The 20,484-nt window shown below is 68.1% G+C and carries 2 protein-coding genes (1 of these 2 cut by a window edge); both read left to right on the top strand.

All coding sequences use genetic code 11. The annotated features are described in order from the left end of the window. Positions 1-15,204 (top strand): non-ribosomal peptide synthetase, encoded by a 15,204-nt coding sequence (locus BJ987_RS23315; protein ID WP_209893954.1) that lies wholly within the window; start codon positions 1-3, stop codon positions 15,202-15,204. Further along, a protein-coding gene (locus BJ987_RS23320) for a non-ribosomal peptide synthase/polyketide synthase (RefSeq protein ID WP_209893956.1) crosses the window boundary here: on the top strand, positions 15,201-20,484 show its start. It continues 15,536 nt past the right edge of the window; only the first 5,284 of its 20,820 coding nucleotides appear in the window; it begins with the start codon at positions 15,201-15,203; its stop codon lies off the right edge, out of view. The genes BJ987_RS23315 and BJ987_RS23320 overlap by 4 nt, the downstream gene beginning before the upstream one ends.

The following is a 20,484-nucleotide window of genomic DNA, read 5'->3' on the forward strand; positions in this document are numbered from 1 at the left end:
ATGCAGACCGAAAACAAAATACAGCAGCGCGGCCTGACATCGATTCAGAAAGAACTATGGCTCGCGCACGAACTGTCCGATATACCCAATAACTGCATCGTTTACGCCGATATCCGAGCCGAACTGGAAATCGGCCGCTTCGTCGCGGCCGTACGCCAGGTTTTTGCCGAATCGGAAGCGCTGGCAGTAAATTTCGTGTCGGCGGCCGACGGCCCCGTGCAGGTAGAGCGCGATATCCGCGATTGGAAACCGGCCTACCTCGACCTTACCGACCGGTCGGATTCCGAAGCGGCGGCGTTCGAATATATGTCCGGTCAGCGTGCGCTGGGATTCGATCTGGAGCGAGACCCGTTGCTCAGGGTCGCCCTGCTCAAAGTCGGTGCCGCGCACCATGTGCTGATGATGTGCTTCCACCACATCATCATGGACGGCGTCGGCGTCGTCACCTGGACCCAGCGGGTGCTCGACGTATACGGCGCCGCGATCGGCGAAACGCCCGCCGCGCCCCCCGATTTCGTGAGCGTCGAGGAGATCCTCGACAGTGACCGGGCCTACCGCCGCGACCGGCAGGCAATCGATCGCGAGTACTGGCAGCGGACGATCTCCGCCGGCACCGAGCCGCTGCGGCTTCCCGGCAGCGCCGAGATCGACGCCGTGCCGGGACGAGTCGGCTGCACGCGCAGCATCTCGGGCGCGGAGTTGCAGGAGCTGTTCGGTTCCGCGCAATCGATCGGCGTCCGGTTGCCCTACCTGCTGATGTCCGTCGCGGCCGCCGCGATCCAGCGGTACGCGGCGCGCGACGAATTCTGCGTCCAGATGCCGGTTTCCAATCAAACGGCGATCGCCCGCCGGACACCCTGCCAGCTCTCGGATACGGTGCCGCTGCCGGTGCGCACGAGCGCGAACCTGTCGCTCGGCGAGCTCGCCGAGCGGATCCACGACACCATAGCGAGCGCGAAAGAGCATCTCCGCTATGGGATGTCGAATATCCGGCGCGACACCAAGATCGCCACGACCGATGCCTTCGGCCCGGTCGTCAACGTCATGTCGTTCTTCGGCGCCTTGCGGATGGTGGACGGCGAGGCCGACCTCCAGGTCTTCTCGGCGGGTACCAGCGGGGACCTGTCGATCATCTTCTCCTACGAGCGGCAGGCGTCGCGCGGCGGCTACCTGCGGCTGGAGGGTGACGCCCAGCTCTACACCGAGGACGATCTGCGGGGCTACCTCGAAACGATCGGTCGTTATCTGCGGCAGGCGATCGCCGACCCGCGCGTGCTGATCGGGACGGTGGACATCCTCGGCGCGGAGCGCGCCCGCGTGCTCGAACTGTGGAACGACACGGCGACGCCGGTCGACCCGGCGGCGACCCTGGCCGGCTTGTTCGAAGACCGGGCGGCGCAGTCGCCGGACGCGGTCGCGGTCGTGTCCGGCGGAGCCGAACTCACCTACGGGGAGCTCGACCGGCGGGCCGAACAGATTGCGCGAACGCTGGTTTCGCGCGGGGTACGGCCGGACAGCGTCGTCGCGGTGGCTCTGCCACGGTCGGTGGAGCTGATCATCGCGATAGTGGCGGTGGTGAAGGCCGGTGGCGCGTATCTGCCGGTGGACCCGGCCTATCCGCCGGAGCGGCTGGCGTTCGTCCTCGGTGACGCCGCGCCGGTCGCGGTCCTCACCGACGCCGCCACCTCGAAAGCGCTGCCGCCGAGTGCTGCGCCGCTGATCCTGCTCGAAGCGGCCGAGGCGGAAGGGACCGGTGCCGCGCGCGCCGCCCTGCCGCGGCCGGGCAACCTCGCGTACCTGATCTACACCTCGGGTTCCACCGGCACACCCAAGGGTGTCGCCGTCACGCACGCCAATGCCGCCTCGCTGTTCCTGAGCACCGCGAAGTGGTGCCAGTTCGGCGCCGGGGATGTCTGGGCCTGGTGCCACTCCCAAGCGTTCGACTTCTCCGTCTGGGAGATCTGGGGCGCGCTGCTGTACGGCGGCCGGGTCGTGGTGGTGCCGTGGGATGTCGTGCGCACCCCCGCGCAGCTGTGGGATCTGGTGGTCGAGGCGGGCGTGACTGTCCTCAATCAAACGCCCTCCGCCTTCCACGCGCTGGCCGAAGCGCGCGCGGCCGGTGGCCGCACCCAATCCGCTTTGCGCATGGTGATATTCGGCGGCGAGGCGCTGAATCCGGCGCACCTGGACCGGTGGTATTCGGCCGGTGACGGCGGGCCCGCGTTGGTGAACATGTACGGGATCACCGAGACCACGGTGCACGTGACGAAGCTGGATCTGGTCGCCGCGCACGGTGCGCGCGGCGGCAGCCCGATCGGGACGCCGCTGGCGAACATGCGGGTGTACGTGCTGGACTCGGGCTTGGCGCCGACTCCGATCGGGGTGTCCGGCGAGCTGTATGTGGCCGGAGCGCAGCTGGCCCGGGGCTATCAGGGCCGATCCGGTCTGACGGCGACGCGATTCGTGGCCGATCCGTTCGATGCGGCCGGCGGCGGCCGGTTGTATCGCACCGGTGACGTGGCGCGCTGGACGGCGGCGGGCGAGCTGGAGTTCGTCGGCCGCGCCGACGATCAGGTCAAGGTGCGCGGCTTCCGGATCGAACCCGGCGAGATCGAAACCGCGCTGGCGCGCCATCCCGCGGTGGCGCGCGCGGTGGTGGTCGCCCGGGATACCGACGGCGGCAAGCAGTTGGTCGCGTATGTGGTCACCGATCACGACGACGCGGAGGCGCGGGCGAGCCTCGGCGCGGAGTTGCGCCGGTTCGCCGCCGAGCGGCTGCCGGAGTTCATGGTGCCCGCGGCGGTGATGGTGATCGACTCGATGCCGTTGACCGCGAACGGCAAGCTCGATCGCGCGGCGTTGCCCGCCCCCGCCCTGGTGGCCTCGGCGCGGTACCGCGCGCCGCGCGGTGCGCGGGAACGCGTGCTGGCCGAGTTGTTCGGTGAGGTGCTCGGCCAGGACCGAGTCGGAGTGGACGACAGCTTCTTCGAACTGGGTGGGCACTCGCTGTCCGCTACTCAGCTGATCAGCCGGATCCGGGCGGTTCTGGGGGTCGAGGTCCCGATTCGGACGGTGTTCGACGCACCGACGGTGGCGCAGTTGGCGACTCGGCTCGACACCGGTGTCCGGGTGCGCCCGATGCTGTCGGTCCGGCAGCGTCCGGACGTGGTTCCGTTGTCGTTCGCGCAGCGGCGGTTGTGGTTCATCCACCGCCTCGAAGGTCCTTCCGCCACCTACAACGTCCCGCTGACGGCGCGGTTGACGGGTGCGTTCGACGTGTCCGCGTTCGCGGCCGCGGTCGATGACGTGGTCGCCCGCCATGAGAGTCTGCGCACCGTCTACGTCGAAACCGACGGTGTGCCCGCGCAGCGGGTGGTCGGCCTGGACAGCGTCGAGGTGCCGCTGCTCGTCACCGATGTCGCCCCGGCCGAGGTGGAGGCGGCGGTCGCCGAAGCGTCGCGGTACCGGTTCGATCTGTCGGCGGAGATTCCGGTTCGGGTCAGTGTCATTCGGTGCGGTGACGACTGGATGCTGGTGTTCTTGCTCCACCACATCGCCGCTGACGGGTGGTCGGCGACGACTTTGCTGCGGGATTTGTCGGCGGCGTACGAGGCGCGCCTGGCGAATCGGGCGACGCAGTGGCGGCCGTTGCCGGTGCACTACGTGGATTACGCGTTGTGGCAGCAGGAGTTGCTGGGCTCTCCGACCGATCCGAAGAGCATGCTGTCGCAACAGCTCGACTACTGGCGTGCCGAACTCGCGGGCTTGCCGGAGCAGTTGCGGTTGCCGACCGACCGGCCGCGGCCGCGGGTCGCGAGCTATCGCGGCGACATGGTGCTGTTCACCGTGGACGCGGAGACGCGCGGCGCGGTGGAGCGGTTGGCCGCCGACGAGGGTGCGACGGTGTCGATGGTGTTGCAATCGGCGCTGGCGGTGCTGCTGTTCAAACTCGGTGCGGGCGAAGACATTCCGATCGGCGCGCCGATCGCGGGTCGCACCGACGACGCGCTGACCGATCTGGTCGGGTTCTTCGTCAACACCTGGGTGCTGCGCGCCCCGGTCGCACCGTCGGCGTCGTTCAGCGAGGTGCTCGCTCGGGTCCGGGCGAAAGCCCTTGCCGCCTACGAGAATCAGGACGCGCCGTTCGATTTGCTGGTGGAGTTGCTCAATCCCGCCCGCTCGGCCGCGCATCATCCGTTGTTCCAGGTGCTGCTGACCCTCCAGGACAACCCGTTGCCCACGCTGGCGCTGCCGGGTGTCGCCGTCGATCCGCGCCCGCTGACCAGCACCACCTCGCGATTCGATTTGACCTTCAACATCGGCGAGACGCCGGCCGGAGCCGCCCCGGGGGGCTGGGACGGATTCATCGAATACGCCACCGACCTGTTCGACCGGTCCACGATCGAAGCTACCGCGGCACGGTTGGTGCGGATTCTGCGGCATATCGTTTCGGACCCCGGTACTCAGGTCGGCTCGATCGACGTATTGGGCGATGACGAACGAGAACTGGTGTTGCGCCGCTGGAACGACACCACCGTTTCGGCCGAGTCGCGCGGCACGGTGGTCGAGTTGTTCGCCGCGCGAGCCGCCGCGTCTCCAGAGGCGGCGGCCGTCGTGGGCAGCGACGGTGAGCTGTCCTATCGGGAGCTCGATACTCGGTCCGAGCGGCTCGCGCGGGTATTGCTCGCGCGCGGAGTGCGGCCCGACGCCATCGTCGCCGTCGCCTTGCCGCGGTCCGCGAACCTGATCGTGGCGTTGCTGGCGGTGCTGAAAGCCGGTGGCGGTTATCTGCCGATCGACCCGGCCTATCCCTCGGATCGGCTGGCATTCATCCTCGCCGACGCTGCCCCCGCGGTCGTCCTGACCGATCATGACACCGCACCCGGGCTGCCGCACACCGCTACGACCCACCTCTATCTCGACGCACTCGATGACAGTGGCGCGGATGTCTGCGACCCCGCGGGGACTGTGCGGCCCGAGGGCCTGGCGTATTTGATCTACACCTCGGGGTCGACCGGTGTGCCGAAAGGTGTTGCGGTCACTCACCATAACCTCCGCAATCTGGCGTCGCAGGGTTGGTCGACCGGTCCGGGGGAGCGGGTGTTGATGCATTCGTCGGTGGCTTTCGATGCGTCGACGTATGAGGTTTGGCCTGCTCTGATCAGTGGTGGTGCGGTAGTGGTGGCGGGTGCGGAGCGTTCGGATCCGGGTGAGATCACTACGTTGATCGCTGATTGTGCGGTGACTCGGATGTTCGTGACTCCGGCTCTGCTGTCAGCGGTACTCGACTATGCGGACGACTTGCCGGGCAACGTTTTCCGGAGTCTGAAGCAGGTGATCGCCGGTGGCGCCGAGCTGACCCCCGCGTTGGTGGGCCGGTTGCAGGGCCGCGCCGACGGTGTGATCGTCACCAATGGTTACGGTCCGACCGAGACCACGGTGTTCGCGACCGTGTTCTGCGCTGATGCGATCTCGGACACCGACATGTCGGTGCCGATCGGGTCCGCACTGGCCGGTATGCGTACGTACGTGCTGGATTCGGCATTGGCCCCGGTTCCGGTCGGGGTGCCGGGCGAGTTGTATGTGGCGGGAGCTCAACTGGCTCGTGGATATCACGGCAAGGCTGGTTTGACGGCGGCGCGGTTCGTGGCGGATCCGTTCGATCCCGCTGGTGGCCGGTTGTATCGGACCGGTGATGTGGTGCGCTGGAATGCGCAGGGGCAGTTGGAGTTCGCGGGCCGGTTCGATGATCAGGTGAAGATCCGTGGCTTCCGGGTGGAACCCGGTGAGGTCGAAGCCGTGCTGGCACAGCATCCTTCGGTGCTCCGTGCCGCGGTGGTCGCCCGTGAGGTCGGCCCCGCGGGCAAGCAGCTCATCGGCTATGTGGTCGCGGACGAAACCGGGGCGGAGATCCGTCGATTCGCGGCGGAGCGGTTGCCGGACTTCATGGTGCCGGCCGTGGTGATGGTGCTCGACGAGATGCCGCTGACCGCCAACGGGAAACTGGATCGCGCGGGGTTGCCGGATCCGGAGCTGGTGTCCTCGGTGGGGTACCGGGCGCCGCGCGGCGAGCACGAGCGAGTACTGGCGGAGTTGTTCGCCGAAGTACTCGGCCATGATCGAGTCGGGGCGGACGACAACTTCTTCGAACTCGGCGGTCATTCCCTGCTGGCGACCCGCCTGGCCAGCCGGATCCGTGCGGTCCTGGGGGTCGAGGTCCCGATTCGGACGGTCTTCGACGCACCGACGGTGGCGCAGTTGGCGACCCGGCTCGACACGGGTGTGCAGGTGCGCCCGCCGCTGTCGGCCGGGCAGCGGCCGGATGTGGTTCCGCTGTCCTACGCGCAGCGGCGGCTGTGGTTCATCCATCGTTTGGAAGGACCGTCCGCCACATACAACATGGCGTTGGCGGTGCGACTGCGCGGAGTCGATGTGCCGGCGTTGCGCGCCGCGATCGAGGATGTCGTGGTCCGGCACGAGAGCCTGCGCACGGTATTCGTCGACGCGGAGGGTGTGCCGTCGCAGCGGGTGCTGGACGCGAACAGTGTCGAGGTGCCGTTCGCGGAGACCGCGATGGCGGACTCGGCGCCCGCCGACCTGGACGCGGCGGTGACCGCGGCGGCCCAGTACGGGTTCGACCTGGGCGCGGAGATCCCGATCCGCGCCACCGTGTTTCGACGCGACGTCGACGACGTGGTACTGGTGTTGCTCATCCATCACATCGCCGGTGACGGCTGGTCGCTGAACCCGCTGCTGCGCGACCTGTCGGTGGCGTATGCGGCGCGCCTGGAACGCCGGGCCCCGGACTGGCGTCCGTTGCCGGTGCAGTACGTGGACTACACGCTGTGGCAGCGGAACTTGCTTGGTTCGCCGGACGATCCGCACAGCGTGCTGGCGCGACAGCTGGAGTACTGGCGCGGCGAACTCGAAGGTGTGCCCGAGCAGTTGCGGTTGCCGATGGATCGCCCGCGCCCGCGGGTCGCCAGCTACCGCGGTGACATGGCGTTCTTCGAGATCGATCCCGAACTGCGTGCGGCCGTCGAGCGATTGGCGGCGGCCGAGGGCGCGACGGTGTCGATGGTGCTGCAGTCGGCGCTGGCGGTGCTGTTGTTCAAACTCGGTGCGGGCGAGGACATTCCGATCGGCGCGCCGATCGCCGGTCGCACCGACGACGCGCTGACCGATCTGGTCGGCTTCTTCGTCAACACCTGGGTGCTGCGCGCGAACGTGGACCCGGGCGCCGCCTTCACCGAAATCCTCGGCGGGGTGCGCGTCAAGGCGCTGGCGGGGTACGAGAATCAAGATCTGCCGTTCGAGTTGCTGGTCGAATTGCTGAACCCCGTTCGTTCGGCGGCGCACCACCCGTTGTTCCAGGTGTCGTTGGCCTTCCAGAACAACACGCTGCCGGATCTGCGGCTGGCGGGTGTGGAGATCGAGCCCCGTACCGCGCCGACCGGCACCTCGCGGTTCGATCTGTTCTTCAATGTCGCCGACGCGCCCGCCGGCGCCGGGTGGGACGGGTTCGTCGAGTACGCGACCGAACTGTTCGACCGGTCCACCGTCGAGGCGATGGCGGCGCGCTGGGTGCGGTTGCTGCGGCAACTGGTGACCGAACCGAGTGTCCCGGTCGGGTCGATCGACGTGCTGGTGGGCGCGGAACGCGCACTGGTGCTGGACCATTGGAACGACACCGCGGTGGCGGTACCCGACACCGACCTGATCACGTTGTTCCGGGCGCGGGTCGAACGAACACCCGACGCGCTCGCGGTAATCGGCGCGGACGCCCAGCTGAGCTATCGGGAACTGGATACCCGTGCCGCCGAGCTGGCCCGGACGCTGATGGCCCGAGGGGTGCGGCCCGATACTCTCGTCGCCGTCGCGCTGCCGCGATCGGCGGAACTGATCGTGGCGCTGGTGGCCGTGCTGAAGGCGGGCGGCGGGTATCTGCCCATCGACCCGGCGTATCCCGCCGATCGGCTGGCGTTCGTGCTGGCCGATGCCGCGCCGATGGTTGTCGTCACCGATCGGCAGACCTCGAACGCGTTGCCGCACACGGCGATACCGCAGTTGTACCTGGACGAATTCGACGCCGTCGCGGTGGCGGGAGATCCGGATCGCGCGGTCGCGATCACGCCGCAGAGTCTGGCCTACGTGATCTACACCTCCGGATCGACCGGTGTGCCGAAAGGTGTTGGCATCACCCACCGGAACGTGGTGAGCCTGGTTGCCCAGGCCTGGCGGGCCGAGACCGGCGACCGGGTGCTGGTGCATTCCTCGATCGCCTTCGACGCCTCGATCTATGAGATCTGGCCGGCCCTGTGCGGCGGAGCCGCGCTGGTGGTGGCGGGTGAGCAGCGCTCGGATCCGGCCGAGATCGCCCGGCTGGCGCATACCTGGTCGGTGACGAAGATGTTCACGACTCCGCCGCTGTTGTCGGCGTTGATCGAGCACTCGGCAGCGTTGCCGGACAACCCGTTCCATAGTGTGCGCCAGCTGAACACCGGGGCCGACACGCTCACCTCCGCCCTGGTGCGGGCTATGGAACCGGAGTTCGGCGCGGTCCACATGGAGAACCTGTACGGCCCGACCGAGGCGACGATCTATGTGACGAGGTTCGTCGTACCGGCCGCGGAGCAGCTGGGCGCGGTAGTGCCGATCGGTGCGCCGGTGGCCAATTCCCATGTGTACGTGCTGGATTCATGGCTGAAGCCGGTGCCCATCGGGGTGGCCGGTGAACTGTATGTCGCCGGTGCGCAATTGGCGCGGGGGTATCACGGTAAATCGGCTCTGACCGCGTCTCGGTTTGTGGCGGACCCGTTCGGCGCGGCCAGTGGCCGGCTGTATCGGACCGGTGATGTCGTGCGCTGGAACAGCGACGGGCACTTGGAGTTCGCGGGCCGGGTCGACGATCAGGTGAAGATCCGCGGCTTCCGGGTGGAACCCGCCGAGGTGGAAAACATTCTGGCGCAACATCCTTCGGTGTCTCGCGCCGTGGTCGTACCCCGTGACACCGAGGGCGGCGGTAAGCAATTGGTCGGCTATGTGGTCGCCGACAGGTCCGGGCCCGCCGTGGGCGAGGACGAATTGGTAGGTCAGTGGCGCAAGGTGTACGACGACCTATACTCCGCGGCCGAGCGGGAGAACGAGGGCGCGCTGCCCGACCTCGAATCCGACGCGGAGTTCGGCGCCGGTTTCGAGGGCTGGAACAGCAGCTATACCGGGAACCCGATTCCGCTGGAACAGATGCGGGAATGGCGCGCGGCGACCGTTGACCGGATCCGGGGGCTCAACCCCGGCCGGGTGCTCGAGATCGGCGTCGGCTCGGGCCTGCTGCTGTCCCAGGTCGCACCGGAGTGTGCCGAATACTGGGCGACGGATCTGTCGGCCGCGACGATCACCGCGCTGCGACATCAGTTGGGCCGGCTCGACGTGGAGTGGGCCGACCGGGTCGTGCTGCGTGCCCAAGCGGCCGACGACATCGATGGTTTGCCCGAGAACTATTTCGACACAGTGGTTTTGAACTCGGTCATTCAGTATTTCCCCAGTCACGGCTATCTCCGTAGCGTGCTGGAGCGGGTGGCGGGATTGCTGGCGCCCGGTGGTGCGGTGTTCGTGGGTGACGTGCGGAATTACGCGTTGCTGGAAGAGTTCGCCACCGCGGTGCAGGTCAGCCGCAATGGCGGTGACGATCCGGCGGCGGTGGCGGACCGGGTCCGTCGAGACATCGCCGCCGAACAAGAGTTGTTGCTGGCGCCGGAGTACTTCGCCGCGTTGGGCCGGGACGCGAGCCCGTTCGACGCCGTTGATATCCGGCTCAAGCGCGGGTACTCGGTCAATGAGCTGACGCGGTATCGCTACGACGTCGTCCTGCACAAGGCGCCGACCGACCCGTACTCGATCGCCCGCACACCGAGGGTCATCTTCCGCGACCATGATTCGCTGCGCGAACTCTTGCGGACCCCGCACCCCGAGGGTCTGCGAGTCACCGGAATTCCGCATCTCGGCCTCACCGGCGAGGTGGACCTCACCCAGCGGATTCGGGCCGGTCGTTCCGGCCTCGACATCGCCGGCGTCGGAATCGAAGCGATGCTCGACGACGTGACCGAGCGGGCCGGGGCGGGCCTGTTGCCCGAGGATCTGTACCACCTCGGCCAGGAACACGGGTACGCGACCGCCGTCACGTGGTCCGCGCAGCCCGGGCACATGGAGGCGGCGTTCCTCGAATCCGCTGCCGTGCAAGGCCGTTCGCTGACCGATGTGTACCCCGCCCAGGGTGCGGTGAGCGGGTTGGCGAACAATCCGCAGGCGGGTCTGCTGGCCGCGGATGTGCGGCGCTGGGCGGCGGACAGGTTGCCGGAGTTCATGGTGCCCGCGACGGTGCTGGTGCTCGACGCGGTGCCGTTGACCGCGAGCGGCAAGCTCGACCGCAAGGCGCTGCCCGACCCGGACTTCGCCTCCGCGCGGGAGTACCGCGCCCCGGGCAGCGAACGGGAACGTGTCCTGGCCGAGTTGTTCGCCGAGATCCTCGGCCTCGACCGAGTAGGAATGGACGACGACTTCTTCGCGCTGGGCGGTCACTCGCTGCTGGCGACTCGGCTCAGCAGCCGTATTCGCGCGGTCCTGGGTGCCGAGGTGCCGATTCGCACGGTCTTCGACGCTCCCACGGTGGCCCAGCTGGCGACCCGGCTGGACGCCGAAATGCAAGTGCGCCCGGCCTTGTCGGCTCGGCCGCGGCCGCAGGTGGTTCCGTTGTCGTTCGCACAGCGGCGGCTGTGGTTCATCCACCGGCTCGAAGGTCCCTCGGCCACGTACAACATGCCGCTGGCGGTCCGGCTGACGGGCGCGTTCGACGCGTCGGCGTTCAGCGCGGCGGTCGGTGACGTGATCGCCCGGCACGAGAGCCTGCGGACTGTTTTCGCGGAGGTCGACGGTGACCCGTCCCAGCGGGTGCTCGACGCGGGGAGTATCGAGGTGCCGGTCACGGTCACCGACCTGAACGGCGCGCCGGTCGACGAGTCGCTGACCGCGGCGATGCGGTATCGGTTCGATCTGACAACGGAGATTCCGATCCGCGCGGACGTGTTCCGATGCGGTCCCGACGAGTGCGTGCTGGTGCTGTTGATCCATCACATCGCCGGTGACGGCTGGTCGATGGGCCCGCTGTTGCGGGACCTGGCTACGGCCTATTCGGCACGGTTGGAGCGGCGCGCGCCGCAGTGGCGACCGCTGCCCGTGCAATACGTGGACTACACCCTGTGGCAGCGGGAGCTGCTGGGCTCGCCGAAAGACGCGGACAGCGTGCTGTCCCGGCAACTCGAGTTCTGGCGCGAAGAACTCGAAGGACTGCCCGAGCAACTGCGGTTGCCGACGGACCGGCCCCGGCCGCGAGTGGCGAGCTACCGCGGCGACATGGTGCTGTTCGGCATCGATCCCGAGCTGCGCGCGGCCATCGAGCGATTGGCGGGTCGCGAGGGTGCGACGGTGTCGATGGTGCTGCAGTCGGCGCTGGCGGTGCTGCTGTCGAAACTCGGTGCGGGCGAGGACATTCCGATCGGCGCGCCGATCGCCGGCCGGACCGACGACGCCCTGAACGATCTGGTCGGGTTCTTCGTCAACACCTGGGTGCTGCGCGCGGCCGTCGCGCCGGGAGCGTCGTTCGGCGAACTCCTCGCCCAGGTCCGGGCGAAGGCCTTGGCCGGGTACGAGAATCAGGACCTGCCGTTCGAGTTGCTCGTCGAATTGCTCAACCCCGTTCGTTCGGCGGCGCACCATCCGCTGTTCCAGGTCTCGCTGGCGTTCCAGAACAACACCCTGCCCACCCTGGAACTGCCCGGCGTGCGATTCGAGTCCTACAACGCCTCCATCGCCGCCGCGCGCTTCGACCTGTTCTTCAATGTCGCCGACGCGCCGGCCGGTGACGGCTGGATCGGATTCGTCGAGTACGCCACGGAATTGTTCGATCGGTCCACGGTGGAGACGATGGCTGCGCGGTTCCTGCGGATACTGCGGCATGTGGTGTCGGATCAGTCGACGCCCGTGGGTGCGATCGAAGTGCTCGACGCCGGAGAACGCGACCGCGTGCTGCGGCACTGGAACGACACCGCCGTCGAAGTCCCCGAGACCGACCTCGTCGGGTTGATCCAGGCCCAGGTCGATCGGACACCCGACGCGGTCGCCGTAGCCTGCGGCGACACCGAGTTGACCTACCGGGACCTGGATCGCGAGGCCGATCGGCTCGCGCGCGTGCTGGTCGCGCGCGGGGTGCGCGCGGACAGTATCGTCGCGGTCGCGCTGCCCCGGACCGCGGAGCTGATCGTCGCGCTGCTGGCCGTGTTGAAGGCGGGCGGCGGCTACCTGCCGATCGATCCGGCGTATCCCTCGGACCGGTTGGCGTTCATCCTCACCGACGCGGCACCGGTCGTCGTGGTCACCGATTCGAACACCGCCCGGGTGCTGCCCGGCCCGCCGGAGCGACTCTTCTGCCTCGATACCGAGCAGCACGACACGGCGGACAGCACCGACGGTGCGGTGCCGGTTCGGCCGCTGCCACAGCACCTGGCGTATGTGATCTACACGTCGGGTTCCACCGGGGTGCCCAAAGGCGTTGCGGTGACCCATCGCAACGTCGTGCACCTGCTCACGCAGGCATGGCCGACGAGCGTCGAGGATCGGGTGCTCGTGCATACCTCGATCGCCTTCGACGCCTCCACCTACGAGATCTGGCCGACGCTGGCCGGTGGCGCCACGGTCGTGCTGGCCGCCGAGCAGCGTTCGGATCTGGCCGAGATCAGCCGTCTGGTGCAGGCCCGTGGTGTGACGAAGATGTTCGCCACACCGCCGATGCTGTCCGCGCTGCTCGATCACGACGAGTCCCTCAGCGGCGACCCGTTGCGGAGCGTGCGTGCGGTGATGGCCGGCGGCGCCGAGCTGACGGCCACGGTCGTACACCGGCTGAACGCGAAATACCCCGACGCTCAGGTGATCAACGGTTACGGTCCCACCGAGACGACCGCGTGCGTGACCGAATACAACGCCGGGAGCGGGGACGACGGTGCGGTGCCGATCGGTATGCCGCGAACCAATACCCGGGTGTTCGTGCTGGATTCGTGGTTGACCCCGGTGCCGGTCGGCGTAGCGGGCGAACTGTACGTGGCCGGTGCGCAGTTGGCGCGCGGATATCACGGCAAGCCCGGCTTGACCGCGGCTCGCTTCGTGGCCGATCCGTTCGATCCGGCCGGCGGGCGGTTGTATCGCACCGGTGATGTCGTGCGCTGGAACGCGCACGGGCAGCTGGAGTTCGCGGGCCGCGTCGATGACCAGGTGAAGATCCGGGGCTTCCGGGTGGAGCCCGCCGAGGTGGAAGCCGTGCTGGCGCAGCATCCCGCGGTGTCCCGCGCCGTTGTAGTGGCGCGCGATGCCGACGCCGGTGGCGCGCAGTTGGTCGGCTACGTGGTCGCCGACCGGTCCGGGCCGGTCATGGGAGAAGACGAATTGGTGGGTCAGTGGCGACGGGTCTATGACGACCTGTATTCCGCCGCGGACCGTGGTGCCGGCAACGGCCACCGGGACGAGCCCGCCGCGCCGCCCACCGAGCCGACCGGAGCCGGGTTCGGTGCGGACTTCGGCGGCTGGAACAGCAGCTACACCGGCAATCCCATTCCGCTGGCCCAGATGCGGGAGTGGCGCTCGGCCACCGTCGACAGCATTCGGGAGTTGCGACCGCGGCGAGTGCTCGAGATCGGTGTGGGTTCGGGCTTGGTGCTGTCGCAGGTGGCGCCGGACTGCGCGGAATACTGGGCCACGGATTTCTCGGCCGCCACCATCGGCGTGCTGCGCCGGCAGTTGGACGAATTCGACGCGGAGTTGGCTGAGCGCGTCACGCTGCGTGCGCAGGCGGCCGACGAGTTGGACGGGCTGCCGGAAAACTATTTCGACACTGTGGTGCTGAACTCCGTCATCCAGTACTTCCCCGGCGAGCAGTACCTTCGCCGGGTGCTGCGGGGAATCCTGCGGCTGCTGGCCCCGGGTGGCTCGATCTTCCTGGGTGACGTCCGCAATCTCGGCCTGCTCGAGCAGTTCACTACCGCGGTGCAGATCAGCCGCAACGGCGGTGAGGACCCCGTGCTGGTCGAGGAACGCGTCCGCCGGGACATCGCGGCGGAGAAGGAACTGCTGCTGGCGCCGGAGTATTTCCTCGCGCTGAGTAGTGACCTCGGGCTCGGTGCGGTCGATATCGAGCTCAAACGCGGCTACTCGGTCAACGAGCTGACCCGTTATCGCTACGACGTGGTCCTGCGCAAGCCCGCCGGGACACCGCTGTCGGTCGCCGCGATTCCGAAAGTCGAGTTCCGCGACCAGGATTCGCTGTACGAACTGTTGCGCGCGGACCATCCCGACGGAATTCGCGTCACGGGGATCCCGCATGCCGGACTGACCGGTCAGCTCGCGGTCACCGACCGCATCCGGGCGGGTCTTCCGGTCTCGGCCGGTGACGGGTCCGGGTTGCTCGCGGCCGATTTCGAGGGCACCCTCGACGTCATCTCCGAACGGGCGGACGCGGGTCTGTTGCCCGAGGACCTGCACGTGCTGGGTCGCAAACTCGACTACACGACCGCGGTCACGTGGTCCGCGCAGCCGGGGCGGATGGACGCGGTCTTCCTCGAATCCGCGGTGGCGCGGGAACAGCCGCTGACCGATGTGTATCTGCCGGCGAGCACGGTCGGCGATCCGGCCGACTACGCCAACAGTCCCCAGGACACGCTGCTGCCCGTCGCGGTCCGGGGGTTCGTGGCCGAGCGCCTGCCCGACTTCATGGTGCCGGCGGTGGTGATGGTGATCGACTCCGTGCCGTTGACACCCAACGGCAAACTCGATCGCGCGGCGCTGCCGGCCCCGGAGTGGGTGTCCGCGAGCAAATATCGAGCGCCGCGCACGGACCAGGAACGAACCTTGGCGGAATTGTTCGCCGAGATTCTGGGTGTCGGACGCGTCGGTATCGACGACAGCTTCTTCGCACTGGGTGGCCATTCCCTGTTGGCGACCCGTCTGACCAGTCGAATCCGGGCAGTGCTCGGTGTCGAAGTGCCGATCCGCGTGATGTTCGAGGCGGCCACCGTCGCCGAACTCGCCGCGAGGTGGCCGCAGCTCGCGCCGTCTCGCCGACCGGCTCTGCGCAGGATGAATCGAGAGGTGAGTTACCAGTGATTCCGTTGTCGTTCGCCCAGCGCCGGTTGTGGTTCATCCACCGCTTGGAGGGGCCCTCCGCCACCTACAACATGCCGTTGACGGTCCGGCTGGCGGGCGCGTTCGAGGCGCCCGCCTTCGCGGCGGCGGTCACCGATGTCGTTGCCCGGCACGAGAGTTTGCGGACCATCTTCGTCGAATCCGACGGTGTGCCCGCCCAGCAGGTCCTCGAGCTCGACCAGATCGAGGTCCCCGTGACCGTCACCGACGTCGCGCCCGACGAGTTGGCCAGGGCGGTGACCGCGGCGACGGGCTACGCGTTCGATCTGTCCTCGGAGATCCCCATCCGTACCACCGTGTTCCGGTGCGGTGACGACGAGTGCGTGCTCGTGCTGCTGATCCACCACATCGCGGGCGACGGCTGGTCGATGACGCCGTTGCTGCGGGATCTGTCCGAGGCGTACGCGGCGCGCCGGCAGGGCCGGAAACCGGAGTGGGAACCGCTGCCGGTGCAGTACGTGGACTACACGCTGTGGCAGCAGGAGCTGTTGGGCTCGCCGTCCGATCCGGAGAGCCTGCTGTCCCGGCAATTCGATTACTGGCGTAGCGAACTCGACGGACTGCCGGAGCAATTGCGCCTGCCGACGGACCGGCCGCGGCCGCGGGTGGCGAGCTATGCGGGCGACCTGCTGGTCCGCGGTATCGACGGCCGGACCCGGGCTGGGTTGGAGCGATTGGCCGCCCGCGAAGGCGCGACCGCGTCGATGGTGTTACAGTCGGCGCTGGCCGTTTTGTTGTTCAAACTCGGTGCGGGGGAGGACATTCCGATCGGCTCGCCGATCGCCGGGCGCACCGATGACGCCCTGAACGATCTGGTCGGATTCTTCATCAATACCTGGGTGCTGCGCACGCGGGTGTCCGGCACGGTGTCGTTCACCGAGATCCTCGGCCAGGTCAAGGCCAAAGCGCTGGCCGCCTACGAGAATCAGGAGCTCCCGTTCGAGCTGCTGGTGGAGCTGCTCAACCCCGCTCGTTCGGCGGCGCATCATCCCCTGTTCCAGGTGCTGCTGAGCATGCAGAACAACGTCGCGCCCACGCTGGAATTGGCGGGGGTCGGGTTCGAACCCTATGTCTTGGACGCCAAGACCTCCCGCTTCGATCTGACCTTCAACATCGGTGAATCGATCGCCGCCGAGCACACCAACGGCGACGTTCCCGGCTGGGATATGAACATCGAATACTCGACGGACCTGTTCGACCGGTCCACGGTCGAGGCGATGGCGACGCGGTTCGTTCGGATTCTGCGCTCGATCGCCGCGGATCCGGATGTGCCGGTGGGGTCGATCGATGTGCTCGAGGACGAGGAACGGGTGCGGGTGCTGGACCGGTGGAATGCCACCGGTCTCGAAGTTCCCGAAACGACGCTCGTGGAATTGTTTCAGGCGCGGGTAGATCGGGCGCCGGAGACGGTCGCGGTCGTCTGCGGTGACACCGAGCTGACCTACGGCGAGCTGGACCTTCGGGCAGATCGGCTGGCGGATGCCTTGGTGGCGCTCGGGGTGGGGCCCGACAGCATCGTCGCGGTCGCGCTGCCGCGATCGGCCGAGTTGCTCGTGGCCCTGTTGGCGGTGTCGAAGGCGGGTGGCGGATATCTGCCGATCGACCCGGCGTATCCCTCGGACCGGCTGGCTTTCGTCCTCGACGACGCCGCGCCGGTCGCCGTGGTGACCGATCGAGCAACTGCGAAGGTGTTGCCGGACAACGCGATTCCGCGTCTCCACCTCGAGGAGGTCGATGCGGCGCGGCGTCCGGCGGCCGTGTCCCGCCGACTTCCGGTCTCGCGGAATTTGGCTTATGTGATCTACACGTCGGGTTCGACCGGTGTGCCGAAAGGTGTGGGTATTACCCACCATAACGTGGTGAACCTGGTCGCTCAGGCGTGGTCGGTTGCCTCCGGTGACCGGGTGCTGATGCATTCGTCGATCGCTTTCGACGCGTCGACCTATGAGATCTGGCCTGCTCTGTGCGGCGGAGCCACGCTGGTGGTCGCCGCCGAGCAGCGCTCGGACCCGGCCGAGATCACGCGTCTGGTCGAAAACCATTCGGTGACACAGCTGTTCGCGACTCCGCCGTTGCTGGCGGCGTTGGTCGAGCATTCGAGTTCCCTGCCGGGCAGTCCGCTGCACAGTCTGCGGGAGGTGCATACCGGAGCCGACACGCTCGCCGCGGGACTGGTGCGTGCGGTGCACACCGAGTTCGGTGCTGTCCAACTCGCGAATCTGTACGGTCCGACCGAGGCGACGGTCGATGTGACGGCGTATCGCGTGCCGCACGGCGGCTCGGACACGGTGGTGCCCATCGGTGCACCCGTGGCCAATATGCGGGCCTACGTGCTGGATTCATCGTTGGCGCCGGTGCCGATCGGGGTCGCCGGGGAGTTGTACGTGGCCGGTGCGCAATTGGCGCGGGGTTATCACGGCAAGCCCGGATTGACCGCGGCGCGCTTTGTCGCCGACCCGTTCGATCCGGATGCGGGCCGGTTGTATCGCACCGGTGATGTCGTGCGCTGGAATGCCGACGGGCAGTTGGAGTTCGCGGGCCGGGTCGATGATCAGGTGAAGATCCGTGGTTTCCGGGTGGAGCCGGGCGAGGTCGAAACCGTTCTGGCGCAACATCCTTCGGTATCCCAGGCCGTGGTGGTCGCGCGCGACACCGAGACCGGCGGCAAACAGTTGGTCGGCTATGTGGTCGCCGATCGCCGGTCCGCCGAGGGCGAGGTCCGTGCCGAGGGGAACGGTCAGGCCGATGCGGGGGAACTCGACGGTGCGGAGGTGCGGCGGTTCGCCGCCGAGCGGCTGCCGGACTTCATGGTGCCGATGGTGGTGCTGGTCATCGACGCGGTGCCGCTGACCGCCACCGGCAAGCTCGATCGCGCGGCGTTGCCGGTCCCGGACCTGAGGTCGGTCCTGCGCTACCGGGCGCCACGCACCCCCGAGGAACACCGGTTGGCGGAGCTGTACGCCGACATCCTCGGGCTCGACCAGGTCGGCGTCGACGACAGCTTCTTCGCGCTCGGCGGCCATTCGCTGCTGGCCACTCGCCTGGCCAGCCGGATCCGCGCGGAGCTGGGAGCCGAGGTCGCGATCCGGACCATCTTCGACGCGCCCACGGTGGCGCAGTTGGCGACCCGGCTCGACACCGGAGTGCCGGTGCGCCCCGCGGTCTCGGTCCGCCCCCGACCGGAAACGGTTCCGCTGTCGTTCGCGCAGCGGCGACTGTGGTTCATCCACCGGTTGCAGGGCCCCTCGGCCACCTTCAATATCCCGCTGGCCGTGCGCTCGCGCGGGCTGGATGTGCCGGCGATGCGCGCCGCGATCGGCGATGTGGTCGCGCGCCATGAAAGCTTGCGCACCATCTTCGCCGAGACCGACGGTGTCCCGGTCCAGCGCATTCTCGACCCCGGCGGGATCGAAGTCCCGTTCACCGAGAGCGAGCCCGACCCCACCGAGGTGGCCGCGGCGGTGACCGCCGCCGCGCGATACACCTTCGATATCACGGTGGAGATCCCGATCCGCGCCGACGTCTTCCGATGTGGCGACGACGAGTGCGTGCTGCTTTTGCTGATTCACCACATCGCGGGTGACGGCTGGTCCATGGGACCGTTGCTGCGGGACCTGTCGGTGGCGTACTCGGCGCGCCTGGCAGGCCGGGAGCCGCAGTGGCATCCCTTGCCGGTCCAGTACGTGGACTACACGCTGTGGCAGCGGGAATTGCTGGGCGAGCCCGATGATTCCGCCAGCTTGGTGGCGCGCCAGTTCGAGTACTGGCGTGGCGAACTCGACGGCTTACCCGAACAGCTGCGGCTGCCCACCGATCGGTCGCGCCCACAGGTCGCCAGCTACCGGGGCGACGTGGTGCCGTTCGGCATCGAGCCCGAGATCCGTACTGCCGTAGAACGATTGGCCAGTCGCGCGGGTGCGACGGTGTCGATGGTGCTGCAGGCGGCGATGGCGGTGTTGCTGCGCAAACTCGGCGCGGGCGCGGATATCCCGCTCGGTACGCCGATCGCCGGCCGGACCGACGACAATCTCGCCGATCTGGTCGGATACTTCGCCAACACCTGGGTGCTGCGCGCCGACGTCGCACCGGCCATGTCGTTCACCGAGGTCCTCGGTCAGGTCCGGGCGAAAGCGTTGTCCGCCTACGAACACCAGGACGTTCCCTTCGAATTGCTCGTCGAACTGCTCAACCCGCCCCGCTCGGCCGCGCACCACCCGTTGTTCCAAGTGTCGCTGGCCTTCCAGAACAACGCCCTGCCCGCGCTGGAACTGCCGGGCGTGGACTTCGAGCCCTACACCGTGTCCGTGGCGGCGTCCCGGTTCGACTTGTTCTTCAACATCGCCGACGCCCCCGCCGGTCAGCGATGGAGCGGCCTGGTCGAGTACGCGACCGAGTTGTTCGACCGCTCCACGGTCGAGGCGATGGCGGCGCGGTTGGTGCGCCTGCTGGACCTGGTCGGATCGAATCCCGATGTGCCCGTGGGGTGTATCGATGTGCTCGACCGCGGCGAACGTGACCAGGTACTGCGCCGGTGGAACGACACCGCGAGCGTGCCCACCGACACCACCCTGGTCGAGCTGGTCCGGGCGCAGGCCGCCCGGACTCCCGACGCGCTCGCGGTCGTCTGCGGCACCACCGAGCTGACGTACCAGGATCTCGACTTCCGCGCCGCCCGGCTGGCCCGCGTGCTGGTCATGCACGGCGCGGGACCGGATCAGGTGGTCGCGGTGGCGTTGCCGCGGTCCGCGGGACTGATCGTCGCCACGCTGGCGGTGTTGCGCGCCGGCGGCGCGTACCTCTCCATCGATCCCACCTATCCCTCGGATCGTCTGGCCTTCATTCTCGACGATGCCGCTCCGGTTGCCGTGGTGACCGAATCGATGACCGCGGAATTGTTGCCCGAGACCGCGACGCCGCACATCTGCCTCGACGCGCCGGACTTCATCGAGGCGCTCGAGGCGGGGGATCTGACGATGCTGGATTCGGCCGGTGCGCCGGCACCGGAGAATCTGGCGCATGTGATCTACACGTCCGGCTCCACCGGTGTGCCGAAAGGCGTGGGTATCACCCATCGCAACGTGGTGAATCTGGTGGGGCGGGCGTGGTCGGGCGGGGCCGGGGACCGGGTGCTGGTGCATTCGTCGGTCGCTTTCGACGCCTCTACTTTCGAGATCTGGCCCGCGCTGTGCGGCGGCGCGACGCTGGTGGTCACGAAGGAGCAGCGGTCGGATCCGATCGAGA

The sequence above is a fragment of the Nocardia goodfellowii genome (assembly GCF_017875645.1).
Taxonomy (GTDB): domain Bacteria; phylum Actinomycetota; class Actinomycetes; order Mycobacteriales; family Mycobacteriaceae; genus Nocardia; species Nocardia goodfellowii.